Raw genomic sequence first — 18,009 nt, 5'->3', positions numbered from 1 at the left:
TTTTTTTAATTCTGGTATGGATTATCGAGAAGCTTGTTAATATTAATTTTTTCCTGGGCGTGTCCTTTTCTCATCAAAAAAAGACGAGAAAAGGTCGGGCTGTCCGTTATATCTTTTTATTTTGTCATACTGAGCTTGTCGAAGTACAAAATAAAAAGGATGCCACTTCCATCCCTCACGCAAACCCAACTCCAAAAGACATTCCCGTTTAACGAGTTTATGAGTTGATTGTAGAATAAAGTTTTTTGTGGTTGCTTTTTTGTTAAATTTGGATATCGAAGCCTTTTACATTTTAGGATTAAAAAAACAGGAATATGTATATATCAGAATTAAAACTTTGGAATTTTAGAAAATATGGATCAAATAATGTTTTTGATTCGAGTAATCCTGATTTAATTGTGCCTTTTACCAAAGGCTTGAATGTGTTAATAGGAGAAAATGATTCAGGTAAAACTGCAATAATTGACGCCATTAAATTAGTTCTAAAAACTCACGCCTATGAGTGGATAAAAGTTGAAAATGAAGATTTTCATAAAAATGAAAATCGTTTGCGTATTGAAATTGAGTTTAAAGGTTTAAAGGATAATCAAGCCAAAAATTTCATTGAATGGCTTGGTTGGACAAAAGAAAATGGAATTGATATACCTGTTTTGAGATTAATCTATGATGTCAGTAAAGACAAAGACGGTAGAATTTTACCAACTGATATTAAAGCTGGAATGGACGATGTTGGCTTTCCACTTAATGCTGAAGCAAGAGATTATCTAAAATGTACTTATTTAAAAGCATTGAGAGACGCAAATTCTGATTTAACTGCAAAAAAGAATTCTCGTTTATCTCAAATTCTTCAAGAACATAAATTATTCAAAAAAGACAAGAATAATAAGGAGCATATTTTGTAGAAAAATTTAAAAAAATTAATGAAGAAATTGAACTTTGGTTTGAGGATGAAAATAAGGTAGATAAAACTTCAAGTAACAAAGAAGAAATAAAAGATAAAATTGATGAGTTTCTAAAGAAATTTATTGACCATAAATATGAATCTATTTTTTCTCTTGGAAAAGCAGAAATAAAAAACATTCTTGAAAAAATTTCATTAGGCATTAATGAAGAAACGAATTTAGGATTAGGAACAATGAATCGACTTTATATGTCGGCTGAATTGCTCCATCTGAAAAAGGAAAATTGGGATGGATTAAGATTGTGTATGATTGAAGAATTAGAAGCGCATTTACATCCTCAAGCTCAAATGAAAATTATCAACGCTCTAAAAGAAAAAGAAGGAGAAGAAACCATACAATATATTTTAACAACACATAGTCCAAACATTGCTTCAAAAGTTCCTTTAAAATCATTAATAATTTGTAAAGACAATAATGTTTTTCCAATGGGTGAAGGAAAAACTAAATTAGAACCGAATGACTATGTTTATTTAAAACGTTTTTTAGACGTTACAAAATCAAATCTATTTTTTGCTAAAGGAGTAATTATTGTTGAAGGTTGGTCAGAAGAAATATTAATTCCTGCTTTGGCTCAAAAAATGGATTATGATTTAACTGAAAAAGAAGTTTCTATTGTAAATGTTGCTTCTACTGCCTATTTACATTTTGCAAAAATATTTTTGAGACAAAATGATGAAGAAAAAATGAATATACCAGTAAGTATTGTTACAGATTTAGATAACAGACCAGAAGAAAATGGAAGTTTCATTGCTCTTGATAAATTAGAAGGAAAAGCTAAAACTAAATATGAGAATTTAGAAAAGTTAGAAAAAGAGTTTGATAAAACTAAAATAGAATTACAATTAGCTAAACAATGGACTTTAGAGTGGTGTTTGTATAAATCCACTTGTTTATCTAAAATTTTTAAAGAGTCATTAAAAAAAGTACATCCAACAATTTTTAAAAATAACTTTGATGAATTTATTCCAATGTTAAAGAAAGTAAGTTCTTCAAAATTAGATAAGGTAAAAATTGCAACTGATTTAGCGCAAAAAATAGAAGATAATGAAAGTTTGATTATAGATGAACAAGACGAATACATTAAATATTTAGTTGATGCCATAAAACACGCTTGCAGTTATGAAAATTGAAATTAACCCTGAACATATAGAAGAAGCTGCAAAACTATTAATTGGAGGTAATGATTTTGATGATGAAAGAATTGAATTTATTACTAATCTTGATACTTGTGATTTATTAGCCGTTCCAGGAAGCGGCAAAACGACAGCTTTATTGGCTAAATTATATTGTTTGTCAAAGCAAATGCCTTTTAATGATGGTTCAGGAATTTTAGTTTTGTCGCATACAAATAATGCAGTTGATGAAATTGAAAAGAAACTTAAAAAACATTGTCCCCATCTTTTTGAATATCCGAATTTTGTGGGGACAATTCAAACTTTTGTAAATAAGTATTTGGCAAATCAAGGTTGTTTTGAAAAATATGGCACTTATATATCAAAAAATGATGATGAAATACCCGCTTCAAAATTAATTTCATTAACGAAAAAACTACCATTTAAAAATGATTTATTTAGCTATTTTTTTAATCAAATCTATTCTTCTTATTCAAACTTAACTCAAAAAGAAATTTCTGAATTTCTGAAAATCTCTTTAAAAGACTCAAGAGAAATACATCAGAAATTAAAAAAGGAAAATATTCTATGTAAAAAAGGGAATTTAATTTATATGTCTTGTAAAGATGATAGTTTAAAAACTAAAAACATTAATGAAAGTATAAAAGAACTAATTAAGAGTAAAAATAAATTTGCATTACAGAAAGTAAATGAGGAAAAGTTTGAAAAAGCCACACACTATAGATTAGATTTTTTATCAAATAAATTCATAAATAACGAAACTACATTCGGTTTTGAAAAAGGTTCTGGTAAATTATTGCTAGAACAATATGAGATTTTATTTAAAGAAGGCTTTTTAAGATATAAAGATTCTTTTTCATTTGGTGAATTTTATCTAAAAGGTTTTCCTAAAATCAAATCCATTCTTCAAAATCGATTTAAATATGTATTTGTTGATGAAATGCAGGATTTAGAAAAATATCAAATTGATATTATTGAAAATATCTTTTTTAAAGAAAATTCTAAAACTATTATTCAAAGAATTGGAGATCCAAATCAAGCAATCTATAATTCAACTTCTAAAAAAGTAAAAACTGAATGTGATTGGAAAGAAAGGAAACCTCTTTTCCTTAAAGGTTCTAATCGCTTAACAAAATTAAATTCAAATTTAGTAAATAGATTTATTCTTGACTCCAAAAAAGATGAAGATGGTATTCCTAAATTTATTGTCGAAAGTAAAGGAGAAGAAGGAATAAAACCACATCTAATTGTTTTTAGCCACGAAACAAAGCATTTGTTAAAGGATAAATTCAAAGAATTAATAAACAAACATAAATTACATCATTGCGAAAAGAATAAAGAAAACGGTTTCAAAATAATTGGTTGGTCAGCTGTTTGGGATGAGAAGAAAGAAGATAACAAAAACATTCGCTTACAAGATATTTTTCCTGTATATTCCAAAGAATCAAAAGCAAAAAAAGAAGATTTTTCAACTTTGAGTAAACACATACAATTATTTGATGAAAATAAAACAACACTTGAAGCTGTTAGAAAATCTATTCTTAACGCATTGATTTACATTTTACTATTAGAAGAAGAAAAATATACAACTACTATAAGAGGTAAAGAAGTGCAAAGAAGATATTCTAAAAGTGAAATGATAAAACATATTCAAATTTTACAATTAGAAGATAAATACCCTTTTGCTTATGAAATATTCAAAGAAAAATTATTTAAGTGGTGCTTTGAATTAGTTACAAAGAAAAATTACGAAGAAGTTTTTAAGTCTATAAAAGAATTTATAAACGAAGAGTTTAGAGAATGGTTTGTACTAAGTGAAAATTTACAACCATCAACTCAATTATTTATTTCGACTTTTGAAAAGGAAGTTAAACCTATAAAAGAAATAATTAGAGAAGAAGATTTTAGTATAGATATAGCAACTATTCATTCTGTAAAAGGACAAACACATTGTGCTACAATGTACATTGAAACTTTTAAAAATAAATACGAGTCCCAAAAATCTCAAATACTTAATGTTTTGACAAATTCTAACCATAACTTTATTGTTGGCGAAAAAAACAAAGGTAAAAATACAGGTGAAAAAGATGCATTTGGAAAAGAAGCTTTAAAAATGATGTATGTAGGTTTTTCTCGTCCAACACATTTGTTGTGTTTTGCAGTTTTAGAAGAAAATGTTAAAGAAAAAATTCAAGATTTTAAAGATTTTGGTTGGGAAGTAATACCAATTTGATAAAAAAAAACGGCTATCTCAAAAGACAGCCGTTTTTAGTTTTATATCATTTTGATTTTAAACACCATATATCTTATCGTATAAATCCTGATACTTCTCCAACACGTTTTTACGTTTTAATTTGAGTGTTGGGGTCATTTCGCCACCATCAATAGACCAAACGGTAGGAGTGAGTTCGAATTTTTTAATTTGTTCCCAGTGTCCAAATTTTGGATTAATGGAATCAATTTCCTGTTGGATGCGGGCAATTACTTTTTCATTCGTGCTGATTTCTTTTAGAGTTGTTCCCACATTGATTTTGTTTTTCTTAGCCCATTCTTTTATAAAATCAAAATTAGGCTGGATAAAAGCCGCCGGCATTTTCTGACCTTCGCCAATCACCATAATATTCTCAATAAAACGGGATTGCTTCATCGTGTTTTCAATCAGCTGAGGTGCAATGTATTTTCCGCCGGATGTTTTGAACATTTCTTTTTTGCGATCGGTAATTTTTAAGAAACCATCTTTATCCATGTTTCCAATATCTCCTGTGTGGAAATAACCTTCGGTAATCACTTCGTTAGTTAAGGCTTCATTTTTATAATAACCCATCATTACGTTAGGACCTTTGCAAAGAATCTCGCCGTCTTCGGCAATTTTTACTTCGACATTATCAATGACTTTTCCAACAGTTCCTATTCGGAATCCATAGTTCCGCATATCATTTACGGCAATTACAGGCGAAGTTTCGGTTAGTCCATAACCTTCCATGACAGGAATTTCGGCAGCGGCAAAAATTCGGGATAAACGGGTTTGCAGTGCGGCACTTCCGGAAACCATAACTTCCAGTTTACCTCCAAGTCCGTCTTTCCATTTGCTGAAAATAAGCTTTCGTGCAATTTTAAGTTGAAATTCATACCAGAATCCATTGGCTCCATAAGGTTCATATCGCAATCCTAAGTTAATCGCCCAAAAGAATAATTTCTTTTTAATACCGGTAAGTTCTGCTCCTTTAGCATAAATTTTATCATATACTTTTTCGATTAATCGGGGAACGGCTGTAATGACAGTAGGTTGGACTTCTTTTATGTTTTCGCCAATTTTTTCTATGCTTTCGCCAAAGTAAATCGATACACCGTAAAATTGGTACAAATACAAAACCATTCGTTCGAAAATGTGGCAAATAGGTAAAAAACTCAATGCGCGACTTTCTCCTGCTTTAAAAGGAATTCTGGGAGCACTACCTAAAACATTTGAAACAATATTTTGGTGCGAAAGCATCACCCCTTTTGGGTTCCCGGTTGTTCCCGAAGTATAAATAATAGTGGCTAAATCTTCGGTTTTGATGCTGTTTTTTATTGCTTCAACTTCGTCCTGATTGCTGTTGTCTTCTCCCAGAATAAGCAGTTCATTCCAATTTTTACAATTGGGAATCGTATTAAAACTATAAATTTCTTTAAGATGTGGTAGTTTGTCTTTAACAGAATTTATTTTCTGCAATACACCTTCGTCAGAAACAAAACAGTATTTTGCCTCACAATGGTTCAGGATGTATTGGTAATCTGCTTCGGAAATAGTAGGGTAGACTGGGACAGTTTGTGCTCCGGTTTGTAACACGCCAATATCTGTAATATGCCATTCCGTTCTGTTATTAGACGAAATAATGGCGATTTTGTCATCTTTTTTTACCCCCATTCGCAACAAAGCTCTCGAAATAGTATTTGCCTGAGCAATGTATTCCCGAGTAGAAACTTTTATCCAGACACCATTTTGTTTAGATGTTAAAGCATCCGGAATTGTAGTAAATTCATCCTGTTGATGGTAAGGAAAATCAAAAATTCTGGTAATTGAAGTCATGTCTGCGTGTTTTGGAATCCTATGCAAATTATAAAAAAAATACTAAATTTTCTTTTTTTTAGCAATTTATTAAGCGAAAAATAATGATAATTCTAATCTGTTTAAAAAGAGTTTTTTTATTAAGTAAATTAATTAATGATACTTGTTATAAATTATTGTAAGTAAGATAATTATATTTCCCTATAGATTTTGTGTTTTTTATTTTGTAATTTAATGTCCTAAAATCTTTTTTTTAAACAATATTAAACTATAAGTATTATCTATTGTAAAATATTTTTTAATAGTTTTATATCGATAACTTAGCTTGGCAGATTTTTAAAACAAAAGAAATATAATAATTATGGAAAACACAAACAATTCAAACGGTGGTGGGAAATGCCCTTTTTCAGGAAGTGCCCCAAAGCAGAGTGCAGGTAATGGAACGCAAAATCGTAACTGGTGGCCTAATCAGTTAAAGGTTGATATTTTACGTCAACATTCATCAAAATCGAATCCTATGGATGAAGAATTTGATTATGCAGAAGCTTTTAAATCATTGGATTTAGAGGCGGTAAAGAAAGATCTTCATGCTTTAATGACCGATTCTCAGGACTGGTGGCCGGCAGATTTTGGTCATTACGGACCGTTTTTTATCCGTATGGCATGGCATAGTGCAGGTACGTATCGTGTGCAGGACGGACGCGGTGGTGCAGGTTCAGGTCAGCAACGTTTTGCTCCGTTAAATTCCTGGCCTGATAATGTGTCTTTAGATAAAGCACGCCGTTTGATTTGGCCCATAAAACAAAAATATGGCAATAAAATTTCCTGGGCTGATTTAATGATTCTTACCGGAAATATCGCTTTAGAATCGATGGGATTCAAAACATTAGGCTTTGCCGGTGGACGTGCTGATGTTTGGGAACCGGATATGGATGTGTATTGGGGTTCTGAAAAAATCTGGCTGGGAGGCGACATCCGTTATGCACAAGGTTCTCATGGAGTTCCAGGAGAGGGTGTAGTGGCTTCTGACGATGATGCAGATGGCAAAGTTCATTCCCGTAAATTAGAAAATCCTCTGGCAGCAGTTCAAATGGGATTGATTTATGTTAATCCGGAAGGACCGGACGGAAATCCGGATCCGGTTTTAGCAGCTCATGATATTAGAGATACTTTTGCCCGTATGGCAATGAATGATGAGGAAACGGTGGCATTAATTGCCGGTGGACATACCTTTGGTAAAGCACACGGGGCAGCTTCTACGGAGCATGTGGGTAAAGAACCTGAAGCTTCGGGAATTGAAGAGCAGGGTTTTGGGTGGAATAATAGTTATGGATCAGGAAGAGGTGCGGATACTATTAGTTCAGGTCTCGAAGTTACCTGGACTAGCAAACCAACGGAATGGAGCAACCTGTTTTTTGAATATTTATTAGATTTTGAGTGGGAATTGACAAAAAGTCCAGCCGGTGCGCATCAATGGGTGGCTAAAAATGTTGGTGAAATTACTCCTGATGCTCATAATCCCAATAAAATGCACCGACCAACAATGCTGACAACCGATTTATCGTTACGATTTGATCCTGAATATGCAAAAATATCCAAAAGATTTAGGGATAATCCGGATCAGTTTGCTGATGCTTTCGCAAAAGCATGGTTTAAATTAACGCATCGTGATATGGGGCCTCTTTCACGCTATTTAGGTCCGGATGTACCTCAGGAAGTGTTTACCTGGCAAGATCCGCTTCCGGCTGTGAATCATGAATTAATAGATGCTAATGATATTGATGTTTTAAAATCTCAAATTTCAGGATTAGGATTTTCAGTGTCAGAATTAGTATCGACAGCCTGGGCTTCGGCATCGACATTCAGAGGTTCTGATAAACGTGGTGGGGCTAATGGGGCACGCATTCGATTAGAACCACAAAAAAACTGGGAAGTAAATAATCCCGCTCAGTTGAGTAAAATCTTAACGGCTTTAGAAAATATCCAAAATCAGTTTAATACTGCTAACGGATCTAAAAAAGTTTCTGTTGCAGACTTAATTGTATTAGCAGGAAATGTTGGCGTTGAAAAAGCTGCAGCAGCTGCCGGAACAGTAGTAACCATACCATTTTCAGCTGGTCGTACAGATGCAACTCAAGAGCAAACAGACGTCGAATCTATAGCGTTTTTAGAGCCTGTAGCTGATGGATTTAGAAATTACAGAAAAGACAAAAGTGCTGTTTCTACCGAAGAATTATTGATTGATAAAGCACAATTATTAACGCTGACCGCTCCTGAATTAACGGTGTTGATAGGTGGTTTGAGAGCTTTGAATGTTAATTATGACGGATCTGCAAATGGTGTGTTAACAAATCGTCCGGGGCAATTAACAGCAGATTTCTTTGTTAATTTGTTAGATATGGGGACAGCATGGAAAGCAATGGACGAGAGTAAAGAAATTTATATGGGAACAGACCGTAAAACGGGACAGCCCAAATGGACCGGAACCCGCGTGGATTTAGTATTTGGATCTAACTCTGAGTTGAGAGCTGTTGCTGAGGTTTATGCCAGTGCTGATGCTCACGATAAATTTGTGAAAGATTTTGTGGCTGCCTGGAATAAAGTCATGCATTTAGATCGTTTTGATTTGGTTAACTAAAATTGTTCTGCATTCATTGAAAAGCTCTCAAAAAGTTAAAAAACTGATTGAGAGTTTTTTTTTTTGAGATAATCATTGTTTTATTGAAGTCAAGCCGGAAAATTAAATCAAATTATTTTTGATTACTATAATTTCCGATGCTTTAACTTAAAAATAGAAAATATGAATTTTACCGATATCCTGGGCTTCATTGCAGGAGTATGTGTGATGACTTCGGTTATTCCTCAGATTTTGAAAGTCTGGAGAACAAAAAAAGTAAAAGATATTTCGTTGTTAACCTTTAGTGTACTGACTTTTGGAGTGGCATTGTGGGTGGTGTATGGAATTTTAAAAAATGACCTTCCTATTGTTATTACTAATAGTATTTCTTTATTCTTAAACTTAATAATGGTTTATTTTATTATTTACTACGAAAAAGAGTGATTTTATAATTGAAAATATCTTTTTGATATACAAAAATCCAGTCTCATTTTGACCAATAAGACTGGATTTTTTATAATTTGAACTATGAAATAGTTGATTAAGATATTTTATAAATTTTAGTAATATCTTTTAAAATCTCATCAAAATTGATCTTTAAATCGATTAATTCTCCGGAATGAAGATCAAAAATCCAACCGTACACTTTTAAATTTCTCTCGGTATTTGCTTTTTGTACTTCGGCAGTTTTAATTACATTAATACATTGTTCCTGTACGTTTAATTCAACCAGTCTTTTGTATTTCTCTGCTTCGTCAGTAATAGCATCCAGTTCTTGCTGGTGAATTCTATATACATCTCTGATGTTTCTCAGCCAAGGATTTAAAATCCCCAAATCAGATTGTTGCATCGCAGCTAAAACCCCACCACATCCGTAATGTCCGCAAACAACAATGTGATTTACTTTTAGATGGCTCACCGCATAATTAATAACTGACATTGAATTCAAATCAGTATTAGGAACCATATTGGCAATGTTTCTGTGAACAAAAACTTCGCCCGGCTGTAAACCCATCACTTCTTCGGCAGTTACACGACTGTCAGAACAGCCAATGTATAGGATTTCAGGAGCTTGTCCCGCGCCTAATTTGTCAAAATAAGTTTCATCAGTTTGCAGTTGTTTAGCGATCCACTTTTTGTTGTTTTCAAAAATTTGTTTGATATCCATATTTTGTTTTTTTTTTTTTCAAAGATAAGATGTAATTATAAATCTATAAAATACAATCCTGTTATCTAACAAAAAAGTCCTGGCTTTTTATATTGCAAATAAAAAAGTCAGGACATTATAAATAGTTCGGGAATTAATTATCCTTCCATTTTAGCCGAAAGTTCAAACCAGCGTTCTTCTTTAGCTTCAATTTTGGCAATGATGTTTTCTAATTCTTTAGCTTTTTTCTCGATGTCGGCGTCGGCAACTTTACCGTCTGAAAAAAGTTGTTCGATTTTAGCTTTATCGATCTCTAAATCTTTGATTTCTTTCTCAATTTTTTGAAATTCTTTTTGCTCGTTGAATGTTAGATTTCCAGTTGGATTTTTTTGTTTCCATTCTTTCTTTTCGGCTTTGTTTTCTTCTTTTTGTGCTACATCAGCACTGTCTTCATAAGCTCTGAAATCCGAATAGTTTCCAGGGAAATTTTCAACGACACCCTGACCTCTAAAAATGAATAAGTGGTCTACAATTTTATCCATAAAATAACGGTCGTGCGAAACTACTAATAAGCATCCGGGATAATCTAAAAGGAAACTTTCCAGTACATTTAGGGTTACAATATCCAAATCGTTTGTAGGTTCATCCAGAATCAAGAAGTTAGGATTTTGAATCAAAACCGTACATAAATACAAACGTTTTAATTCGCCACCACTTAATTTATCTACAAAATCGTATTGTTTTTTAGCATCAAAAAGGAAACGCTCTAATAACTGAGAAGCCGAAATAATTCTTCCTTTTGCCAAAGGAATAAATTCGCCATATTCTTTTATGATATCAATAACGCGTTGTCCTGGTTTTGGGTTGATTCCGCTTTGTGTGTAGTATCCGATTTTTATAGTTTCTCCCTTAACCACTCTTCCAGAATCTAAAGGAAGTGTTCCGGTAAGTAAGTTCAAGAAGGTTGATTTTCCTGTTCCGTTTTTTCCAATAATCCCAATGCGTTCGCCACGTTGAAAATCAAAACTAAAATCATCCAGAATAATACGGTCTTTGAATTTCTTAGAAATCTTATGAAGCTCGATAATCTTACTTCCCATACGTTCCATATTGATTTCCAGTTCCACTTTATTCTCTTTACGGCGACTTTGTGCTTTTTCTTTGATGATATAAAAATCATCCTGACGTGATTTAGATTTGGTTGTTCGCGCTTTTGGCTGGCGACGCATCCATTCTAATTCTTTAACGAATAAATTTTGAGCTTTATCAATACTTGCATTTTCTGAGGCAATTCGTTCTTCTTTTTTTTCTAAATAATAAGAGTAATTTCCTTTGTACTGGTATAATTTTCCGTTGTCTAATTCTAAAATTTCATTACACACACGCTCTAAGAAAAAACGGTCGTGCGTAACCATAAACAAGGTGATGTTTTCTTTAGCAAAATAAGATTCTAACCATTCAATCATTTCTAAATCCAGATGATTGGTAGGTTCGTCTAAGATTAATAAATCTGGACGGTTAATCAGGATAATGGCAAGTGATAGACGTTTTTTTTGTCCACCGGAAAGATTTTTTACTTTTAGTTTAAAATCTTCCAGTTTTAATTTGAACAAAATTTGTTTGTATTGGGTTTCAAAATCCCAGGCATTGTGCTGGTCCATGGCATCAAAAGCTTTTTGATAGGCTTCTTCGTCTTCAGGATTTTCTAATGCTTTTTCGTATTGTTCAATTACTTTCAGGGTTTCATTGTCTGAAGCAAAAATGCTTTCTTCAATGGTTAATTCGTCTTGCAAATTATTGTCTTGCGAAAGAAATGCCATACGGATGCCTTTTCTTAAAACTACTTGCCCCGTATCAGGTTCGTCTAAACCATTGATAATACTCATAATAGTGGTTTTCCCAGAACCGTTCTTGGCAATAAAGGCAATTTTTTGGTCTTTGTTAATTCCGAAAGAAATGTTTTCAAACAGCGTTTTTTCTCCAAATGATTTGGATATATTTTCGACAGATAAATAATTCACAGTTGTAATTTTTTTGGCAAAAGTAAACTATTAAACGACTAATTACGAATTGTTTGTTTTAATCCTTTTTGAATTTATTCAAATAATGTGATAAATAGCTGTTCAAATCCAGCTGATGTAATTTTTGAGGGACATTGATAAAGGGTTTTCTTTTAAAACTTTCATTGGTAAGGTAGTACTGTAATCCGTCTTGAGTGCTAATACCTTCTATTTGGTGAAAGCGGAGTTTTAATTTAATTTTTCTCTTATTTCCGGATAAAAAATCATGGTTTTTAAAGTCGTATAAAAGATAAATAAAGCTTTTTCCCGTTTTAGTATAACCACAAAGTGCTATTAGTTTTTTATCTTCCAGATAGCTTGCATCAGTAACGAGTCCTTTGATATTAAGAGTTTGTTTGTATTGAGCAATATATTTTCCGGGTTTTTTAGGCAGTACATAAATGTTTGATTTTTTATAACTCCACTGTTTACTGAACAGATAAATACTGTCTTTAGAAACTATGAAAGCTTCACAATCAAAGTTGGTTTTATTAGGAGTTACTTGTGAAAAATCAGTTTGATCAGCATAAGAAAAAAAGATGGTGTCAATCACCGGAGCATTCAGTAAGAACGATTTTTTTTCAATTCTTAAAATATGTAAATCGGTACGATTGCCTCGGTAATTATTTCCAAAATCGCCTATATATAAGTAGCTGCTGTCTTGCGAAATCGCCTCCCAATCTGTATTGTTTACTTTTTCGAGTTTGATTTGCTTTTTAATTTCGCCTAAAGTATCTAATCCGTAAATGTTGGTATCGGTATCATCGTTATGAGTCCATAATAAAGTGTCAAAGACGATTAAACCTGATGTTTCTCCAATAGTATCACTGAGTTTTTTTGAAAAAAAAGGCTTTATTTTTTTATTCTTATACTGACAACTTCCGTCATTAAGGGTTGCCTGTGGATTGTAATTTTTGGATAAAGGGTCTGTACAACCGGAAATTTGAGATTGAATTTGGCTCATGTAAAACAGAAACAGTAACAAGAATATTTTTTTCAACGGATACAATAATTTAAAAACGGATGCTTTATTATACTTCAAAAGTAAGCGATTTTAATGAATTGATTCTTTTGTCATCTTAAGAGAAGCTTTCTCTTTTTTAAAAAAATGACTACTTTTAGAAATGAAAAAGAAAATAAAACATGGCTTTTTCCATGGTCAATGGGGTGTTTAAGGTTAATTTATGGTAAAAAACAGTCGTTTACTTTACTGTGATTTTTATCGAATTTGTAAAAAACACAGTATTTACCAATTGATTTTTATTAATATGTGTATTATTGGTTTGAAAATGAGTTGCTTGTTATAATTAATATAGGAAAGCTACATTTAATATAATTTATGTTTTAAGAATTTAGTAATTTCGCAAACAGAAATTAAAAACTACCTTTTAGGTTAACAATATGGCAAGATTCGAATTAAAGCTTCCTAGAATGGGAGAAAGTGTCGCAGAAGCAACCATTACAAACTGGTTAAAGCAAGTAGGCGATAAAATTGAAGCCGATGAAGCAGTGCTAGAAGTTGCTACCGACAAAGTGGATAGTGAAGTACCTAGTGAAGTTTCGGGTGTTTTAATAGAACAACTGTTTTCAAAAGATGATTTGGTTGAAGTAGGGCAAACTATTGCAATCATCGAAACAGAAGGAGAGAATGAAGAAGAAGAGGAGACCGAAACAACTATTGCTCCTGAAATAATTGAAGAAGTAACAAAAACAATAGAAACAGCAAAAGAAACCGTTGCTGTTCCGGAATCAATAACAAATTCAGGTTCTGAAAAATTCTTTTCTCCATTAGTGAAAAATATCGCTGCTGCCGAAGGAATTGCTGTTGAGGAGTTAGAACAAATTCCGGGGACAGGGAGCGAAGGCAGAGTCACTAAAAATGATATTTTAGAATATTTAAAAGACAGAAAATACAAACCTCAAAAAGCAGTTGTACAAGCGACTGATGTTCCTGATTTCTTTAGAACTACAGCGCCGGTTTCAGTAAACGGTGGAGATGAAATTATTGAAATGGACAGAATGCGCAAGCTTATTGCGGGATATATGATTTCTTCTCAACAGACATCGGCTCATGTGTATTCTTTTATAGAAGTAGATGTTACTAATATTGTAAAATGGCGTGACAAACATAAAAATGAATTTGAAAAAAGAGAAGGTGAAAAACTGACTTTTACGCCTATTTTTATGGAAGCTGTTGCTAAAGCATTGAAAGATTTTCCGGGGATGAATATTTCGGTTGATGGGGATTATATTGTCAAAAAGAAAAACATCAATTTAGGTATGGCGGCAGCTTTGCCTAATGGGAATTTGATTGTTCCGGTAATCAAAAATGCTGATCAGCTGAATTTAGTTGGAATGGCAAAAGCGGTGAATGATTTAGGGAATCGTGCTAAACAAGGCAAGTTAAAACCCGATGATACCAACGGAGGAACGTATACCGTAACCAATGTAGGTTCTTTTGGCAGTGTATTTGGAACTCCTATTTTGAATCAGCCGGAAGTAGGTAGTCTGGCATTGGGAACTATTCGAAAAGTTCCTGCGGTTATTGAAACTCCTGAAGGAGATTTTATCGGAATCAGACAAAAAATGTTTTTAAGCCATGGTTATGATCACCGCGTTATTGATGGTGCTTTAGGTGGTATGTTTGTGAAAAGAGTAGCCGAATATTTAGAGGCTTTTGATATTACAAGAACAATTTGATATAAAATTACAGGAGTGAAATACCCGAAAGTTTTAAAATAACTTTCGGGTTTTCTTTTTTTAACTGTTGTTTATATCAGATTCAAAACTTTATATTTGTAATTATATATTTTTAAAATGGAATTAAAACTCAATAGACCGATTTGCTTTTTTGATCTTGAAACTACAGGAATTGACATTGGAAAGGATAGAATTGTAGAAATCTCAATTTTTAAAGTTTTTCCAAACGGAAACAAAGAAAGTAAAACCTGGCTGGTGAATCCTACGATTCCAATTCCACCGCAAACTACCGCTGTTCATGGAATTACAGATGAAAAAGTAGCTAATGAACCTACTTTTAAGGAGTTGGCGACTCAGGTTTATAATATGATAAAAGACAGCGATTTAGCTGGGTTTAATTCAGATCGTTTTGATATTCCGCTTCTGGCAGAAGAATTGCTTCGCGCCGGAGTCGATTTTGATATGAAAAACAGAGTTTCAGTTGATGTTCAGACTATATTTCATAAAAAAGAAGAGCGTACTTTGAGTGCAGCTTTAAAATTTTATTGTGGTCAGAGTTTAGAAAATGCCCATTCAGCTGAAGCAGATACGATGGCGACTTATGAAATATTAAAAGCACAATTAGAGCGTTATCCTGATTTGGAAAACGACATGAAATCATTGTCTGAGTTTACAACAAGAAAAAAAATAGCCGATTTTGCCGGAATGATTTCTTTTGATAAAGACGGAGATGAAATCTTTACTTTTGGAAAACATAAAGGGGTCAAGGTAGATGTAATTTTAGAAAGAGAACCTGGTTATTTTAGCTGGGTACAAAATGCTGATTTTCCTTTATATACTAAAAAAGTATTGACAGCTATAAAATTAAGAAAGTTAAATACAAAATAAAGTTTCTAAGTAACTAAGTTTCTAAATTGCTGAGTTTTTTTGCTCATTTTCTTAGAAGCTCAGTAACTCAGTGACTCAGTAACTTAAAAGAAATGAAAATAATTTGTATCGGACGGAATTATGCAAATCATATTGAAGAATTGCAAAATGAGCGTCCAACAGAACCTGTAATTTTTATTAAACCGGATTCGGCGGTATTGTTGAAACAGTATCCTTTTGTGCTTCCTGAATTTTCAGAAGATGTACAGCATGAAGTAGAGGTAATTGTTAAAATTAATAAGGTAGGAAAGTATATTGATGCTAAGTTTGCACATAAATATTATGATGAAATAAGTGTTGGAATCGATTTTACGGCACGGGACTTACAAAATGAATTAAAATCCAAAGGCTTGCCATGGGAAAAGGCAAAAGCTTTCGATGGTTCGGCTGTAATTGGAGATTTTTTACATAAATCACAATTTAGTTCATTAGAAAATCTTACTTTTGAATTAAGAAATAATAATGAAATCGTTCAGGAAGGGAATGTAAATATGATGTTGTGGAAAATAGATGAGTTAATAGCTTATGTTTCACAATATTTTACTCTTAAAATTGGCGATATTATTTTTACAGGTACTCCAAAAGGAGTTGCAGCTGTGCAGCCAAATGATGTTTTGGAAGGATTTTTAGAAGGGAAAAAACTATTTAGAATACAAGTAAAATAATGGCTTTAAACTATAATTTATCAAAAGTATATGCGATTTCAGATAATGATTCTGAATTTGTAAATGAAATTCTGACTTTATTTGTGAATGATGTTCCGGAAGATTTGGCACAAATTAAGGAAGGCATCAAAAAGAAAGATCATAAGCATGCGTATGCTTATGCACATAAAATCAAACCTACATTAGATTTGTTGGGAATGACGGTAGCTTTTGAAGAAATTCTGGAAGTAGAAGCCTGGACCAAAGCAGAAGGTAAACGAAAAGATATTGAACATACTTTTGACAGTATAAAATCACAGGTAAAAGAAGCTATTAAAGAAATTAAAAAAGACTTTGATTTATAAAATGCTCTTTTTATAAATAAACATAAATAACAATAAGAATCAACATTCAATATTTTTTTTGGGTGTTGATTTTATTTTATAAGAAACTCAAATTTTCAGCATACTAAAGATGAAAGCAACTATTGTTACTATAGGAGATGAGATTTTAATTGGACAAATTATTGATACCAATTCCGGTTTTATTGCAAAATCACTAGATAAAATAGGAATAGAAATTAATGAGATGATTTCCATAACTGATGACAAGCAGCATATACTGGATACTTTTGCAAAACTACAAAACAAGGTTGATCTTGTAATTATAACGGGAGGTCTTGGACCAACAAAAGATGATGTTACCAAAAAAACATTTTGTGATTATTTTGAAGATGAATTAATTGTGGATCAGGCAGTACTAAAGCATGTTACCCAATTAATAGAAGGTTTTTATAAACGTACGATTACCCAGATTAATAAAGATCAGGCTTTGGTTCCATCACGCTGTACTGTTTTACACAATCAGGTAGGAACTGCTCCGGGGATGTGGATGAAAAAAGAAAACACCGTCTTTGTTTCGTTACCGGGAGTTCCGTTTGAAATGAAATATTTGGTAGAAAATGAGATTATTCCAAAAGTAGTTCAGGAATACAACCGTCCGTATATAATGCATAAAACCATTTTAACCTACGGACAAGGCGAAAGTATGGTGGCGGAACGAATTGAAGATTGGGAAAATAGTTTACCTGAATTTATTAAGTTAGCTTATTTACCTGCTCCTGGAAGAGTACGCTTGCGACTTACGGCAAGAGGGAAAGATAAGGAATTGTTAGAACAGGCAATTGAATCTTATGTAGCTTCTTTAGATGCAATAATCCATGATATAATTGTAGGGTTTGATGAGGATGAAACAATAGAGGTTGTGGTGGGCCGACTTTTGACAAAAGAGAGAAAAACAATTGCAACTGCTGAAAGCTGCACCGGCGGTCAGATAGCTGCAAGTTTAGCATCAGTGGCGGGAGCTTCAAAATATTTTAAAGGAAGTGTGGTTTCTTATGCGACTGAGACTAAGATAAATATATTAGGAGTTTCTGAAAAAACAATAGAAGAACATACTGTTGTGAGTGCAGAAGTAGCATCTGAAATGGCATTGAATGTAAAAAAAATAATGAATACTGATTATGCTATCGCAACAACCGGTAATGCAGGTCCTTCAAAAGGAGTCGAAAAAGCCGAATTGGGAAGTGTTTTTATAGCATTAGCTACACCAAATGAGGTGATTGTAGAGGAGTTTAATTTTGGTCAACCCCGTGAAAAAGTGATAGATAGGGCATTAATTAAAAGCCTTGAAATGATAAAGAAAGAAATTTTTAAAAATGTATTGTGATTTTTTTGTTTGAACCGTTTATTTTTCTTTTCTTTGCACCCTG

14 protein-coding genes are annotated in these 18,009 nt (G+C 32.6%); 10 read left to right on the top strand and 4 right to left on the bottom strand.

Features of this window, described 5'->3' with window-relative positions:
• Positions 1–314 precede the first annotated feature (314 nt).
• The 3 genes from ACSV4D_RS04450 to ACSV4D_RS04440 are packed head-to-tail and all read left to right on the top strand — an operon-like array spanning position 315 to position 4,328.
• A complete protein-coding gene (locus tag ACSV4D_RS04450; protein WP_439227303.1) occupies positions 315–902 on the top strand; it encodes an ATP-dependent nuclease in 588 nt (195 codons plus the stop codon).
• A 14-nt stretch (positions 903–916) separates the two neighbouring features.
• A complete protein-coding gene (locus ACSV4D_RS04445) occupies positions 917–2,092 on the top strand; it encodes an ATP-dependent nuclease (RefSeq protein WP_439227477.1) in 1,176 nt (391 codons plus the stop codon).
• Positions 2,082–4,328, top strand: coding sequence for a UvrD-helicase domain-containing protein (locus ACSV4D_RS04440; RefSeq protein WP_439227302.1), 2,247 nt, complete (start codon positions 2,082–2,084; stop codon positions 4,326–4,328). Before ACSV4D_RS04445 ends, ACSV4D_RS04440 begins: the two co-directional genes overlap by 11 nt.
• Positions 4,329–4,385: 57 nt before the next feature.
• Here the strand turns inward: ACSV4D_RS04440 and ACSV4D_RS04435 are convergent, their stop codons facing one another.
• Entirely contained in the window at positions 4,386–6,164 is a 1,779-nt protein-coding gene (locus tag ACSV4D_RS04435) for an AMP-dependent synthetase/ligase (RefSeq protein ID WP_439227301.1), read from the bottom strand.
• A gap of 340 nt (positions 6,165–6,504) precedes the next feature.
• On the opposite strand from ACSV4D_RS04435, the gene katG reads away from it, so the two are divergent.
• Positions 6,505–8,781: a catalase/peroxidase HPI gene (katG, locus tag ACSV4D_RS04430; RefSeq protein WP_439227300.1), complete on the top strand. Its 2,277-nt coding sequence runs from the start codon at positions 6,505–6,507 to the stop codon at positions 8,779–8,781.
• Positions 8,782–8,943: 162 nt separating this feature from the next.
• The gene (locus tag ACSV4D_RS04425; protein WP_408081449.1) at positions 8,944–9,204 is read left to right on the top strand and encodes a SemiSWEET family sugar transporter; all 261 of its coding nucleotides are present in this window, start codon (positions 8,944–8,946) and stop codon (positions 9,202–9,204) included.
• Between the two features lie 97 nt (positions 9,205–9,301).
• Here ACSV4D_RS04425 and ACSV4D_RS04420 read toward each other — a convergent pair whose 3' ends face one another.
• The 3 genes from ACSV4D_RS04420 to ACSV4D_RS04410 all read right to left on the bottom strand — a co-directional run bounded on the left by ACSV4D_RS04420 (position 9,302) and on the right by ACSV4D_RS04410 (position 13,009).
• Positions 9,302–9,928, bottom strand: coding sequence for a carbonic anhydrase (locus ACSV4D_RS04420; RefSeq protein WP_408081450.1), 627 nt, complete (start codon positions 9,926–9,928; stop codon positions 9,302–9,304).
• A gap of 137 nt (positions 9,929–10,065) precedes the next feature.
• Positions 10,066–11,928 (bottom strand): ABC-F family ATP-binding cassette domain-containing protein, encoded by a 1,863-nt coding sequence (locus ACSV4D_RS04415; protein ID WP_439227299.1) that lies wholly within the window; start codon positions 11,926–11,928, stop codon positions 10,066–10,068.
• 58 nt (positions 11,929–11,986) lie between these two features.
• Positions 11,987–13,009: a T9SS C-terminal target domain-containing protein gene (locus tag ACSV4D_RS04410; protein ID WP_439227298.1), complete on the bottom strand. Its 1,023-nt coding sequence runs from the start codon at positions 13,007–13,009 to the stop codon at positions 11,987–11,989.
• A 359-nt stretch (positions 13,010–13,368) separates the two neighbouring features.
• Here ACSV4D_RS04410 and ACSV4D_RS04405 point away from each other — a divergent pair, with 359 nt between their 5' ends.
• The 5 genes from ACSV4D_RS04405 to ACSV4D_RS04385 all read left to right on the top strand — a co-directional run bounded on the left by ACSV4D_RS04405 (position 13,369) and on the right by ACSV4D_RS04385 (position 17,966).
• Positions 13,369–14,667 (top strand): dihydrolipoamide acetyltransferase family protein, encoded by a 1,299-nt coding sequence (locus ACSV4D_RS04405; RefSeq protein WP_439227297.1) that lies wholly within the window; start codon positions 13,369–13,371, stop codon positions 14,665–14,667.
• A gap of 117 nt (positions 14,668–14,784) precedes the next feature.
• The gene (locus ACSV4D_RS04400) at positions 14,785–15,555 is read left to right on the top strand and encodes an exonuclease domain-containing protein (RefSeq protein ID WP_408081454.1); all 771 of its coding nucleotides are present in this window, start codon (positions 14,785–14,787) and stop codon (positions 15,553–15,555) included.
• 92 nt (positions 15,556–15,647) lie between these two features.
• On the top strand, positions 15,648–16,259 hold the full coding sequence (locus tag ACSV4D_RS04395; protein WP_439227296.1) for a fumarylacetoacetate hydrolase family protein: 612 nt from the start codon (positions 15,648–15,650) through the stop codon (positions 16,257–16,259).
• Positions 16,259–16,603: an Hpt domain-containing protein gene (locus tag ACSV4D_RS04390; RefSeq protein ID WP_408081457.1), complete on the top strand. Its 345-nt coding sequence runs from the start codon at positions 16,259–16,261 to the stop codon at positions 16,601–16,603. Before ACSV4D_RS04395 ends, ACSV4D_RS04390 begins: the two co-directional genes overlap by 1 nt.
• A gap of 109 nt (positions 16,604–16,712) precedes the next feature.
• Positions 16,713–17,966 carry a competence/damage-inducible protein A gene (locus tag ACSV4D_RS04385; protein ID WP_439227295.1) on the top strand — a complete coding sequence of 418 codons (1,254 nt, stop codon included), beginning with the start codon at positions 16,713–16,715 and terminating at the stop codon, positions 17,964–17,966.
• Positions 17,967–18,009 lie beyond the last annotated feature (43 nt).

The organism is Flavobacterium sp. ARAG 55.4 (genome assembly GCF_051846875.1).
Lineage (GTDB): Bacteria > Bacteroidota > Bacteroidia > Flavobacteriales > Flavobacteriaceae > Flavobacterium > Flavobacterium plantiphilum.
Note: the sequence above shows the minus strand (reverse complement) of the source record. Positions and strands in the feature narration are given on the sequence as shown.

Coding starts and splice junctions, on each gene's coding strand:
- ACSV4D_RS04450 (WP_439227303.1), top strand. CDS start 315: ATGTATATATCAGAATTAAAACTTTGGAATTTTAGAAAATATGGATCA.
- ACSV4D_RS04440 (WP_439227302.1), top strand. CDS start 2,082: ATGAAAATTGAAATTAACCCTGAACATATAGAAGAAGCTGCAAAACTA.
- ACSV4D_RS04435 (WP_439227301.1), bottom strand. CDS start 6,164: ATGACTTCAATTACCAGAATTTTTGATTTTCCTTACCATCAACAGGAT.
- katG (WP_439227300.1), top strand. CDS start 6,505: ATGGAAAACACAAACAATTCAAACGGTGGTGGGAAATGCCCTTTTTCA.
- ACSV4D_RS04425 (WP_408081449.1), top strand. CDS start 8,944: ATGAATTTTACCGATATCCTGGGCTTCATTGCAGGAGTATGTGTGATG.
- ACSV4D_RS04420 (WP_408081450.1), bottom strand. CDS start 9,928: ATGGATATCAAACAAATTTTTGAAAACAACAAAAAGTGGATCGCTAAA.
- ACSV4D_RS04405 (WP_439227297.1), top strand. CDS start 13,369: ATGGCAAGATTCGAATTAAAGCTTCCTAGAATGGGAGAAAGTGTCGCA.
- ACSV4D_RS04400 (WP_408081454.1), top strand. CDS start 14,785: ATGGAATTAAAACTCAATAGACCGATTTGCTTTTTTGATCTTGAAACT.
- ACSV4D_RS04395 (WP_439227296.1), top strand. CDS start 15,648: ATGAAAATAATTTGTATCGGACGGAATTATGCAAATCATATTGAAGAA.
- ACSV4D_RS04390 (WP_408081457.1), top strand. CDS start 16,259: ATGGCTTTAAACTATAATTTATCAAAAGTATATGCGATTTCAGATAAT.
- ACSV4D_RS04385 (WP_439227295.1), top strand. CDS start 16,713: ATGAAAGCAACTATTGTTACTATAGGAGATGAGATTTTAATTGGACAA.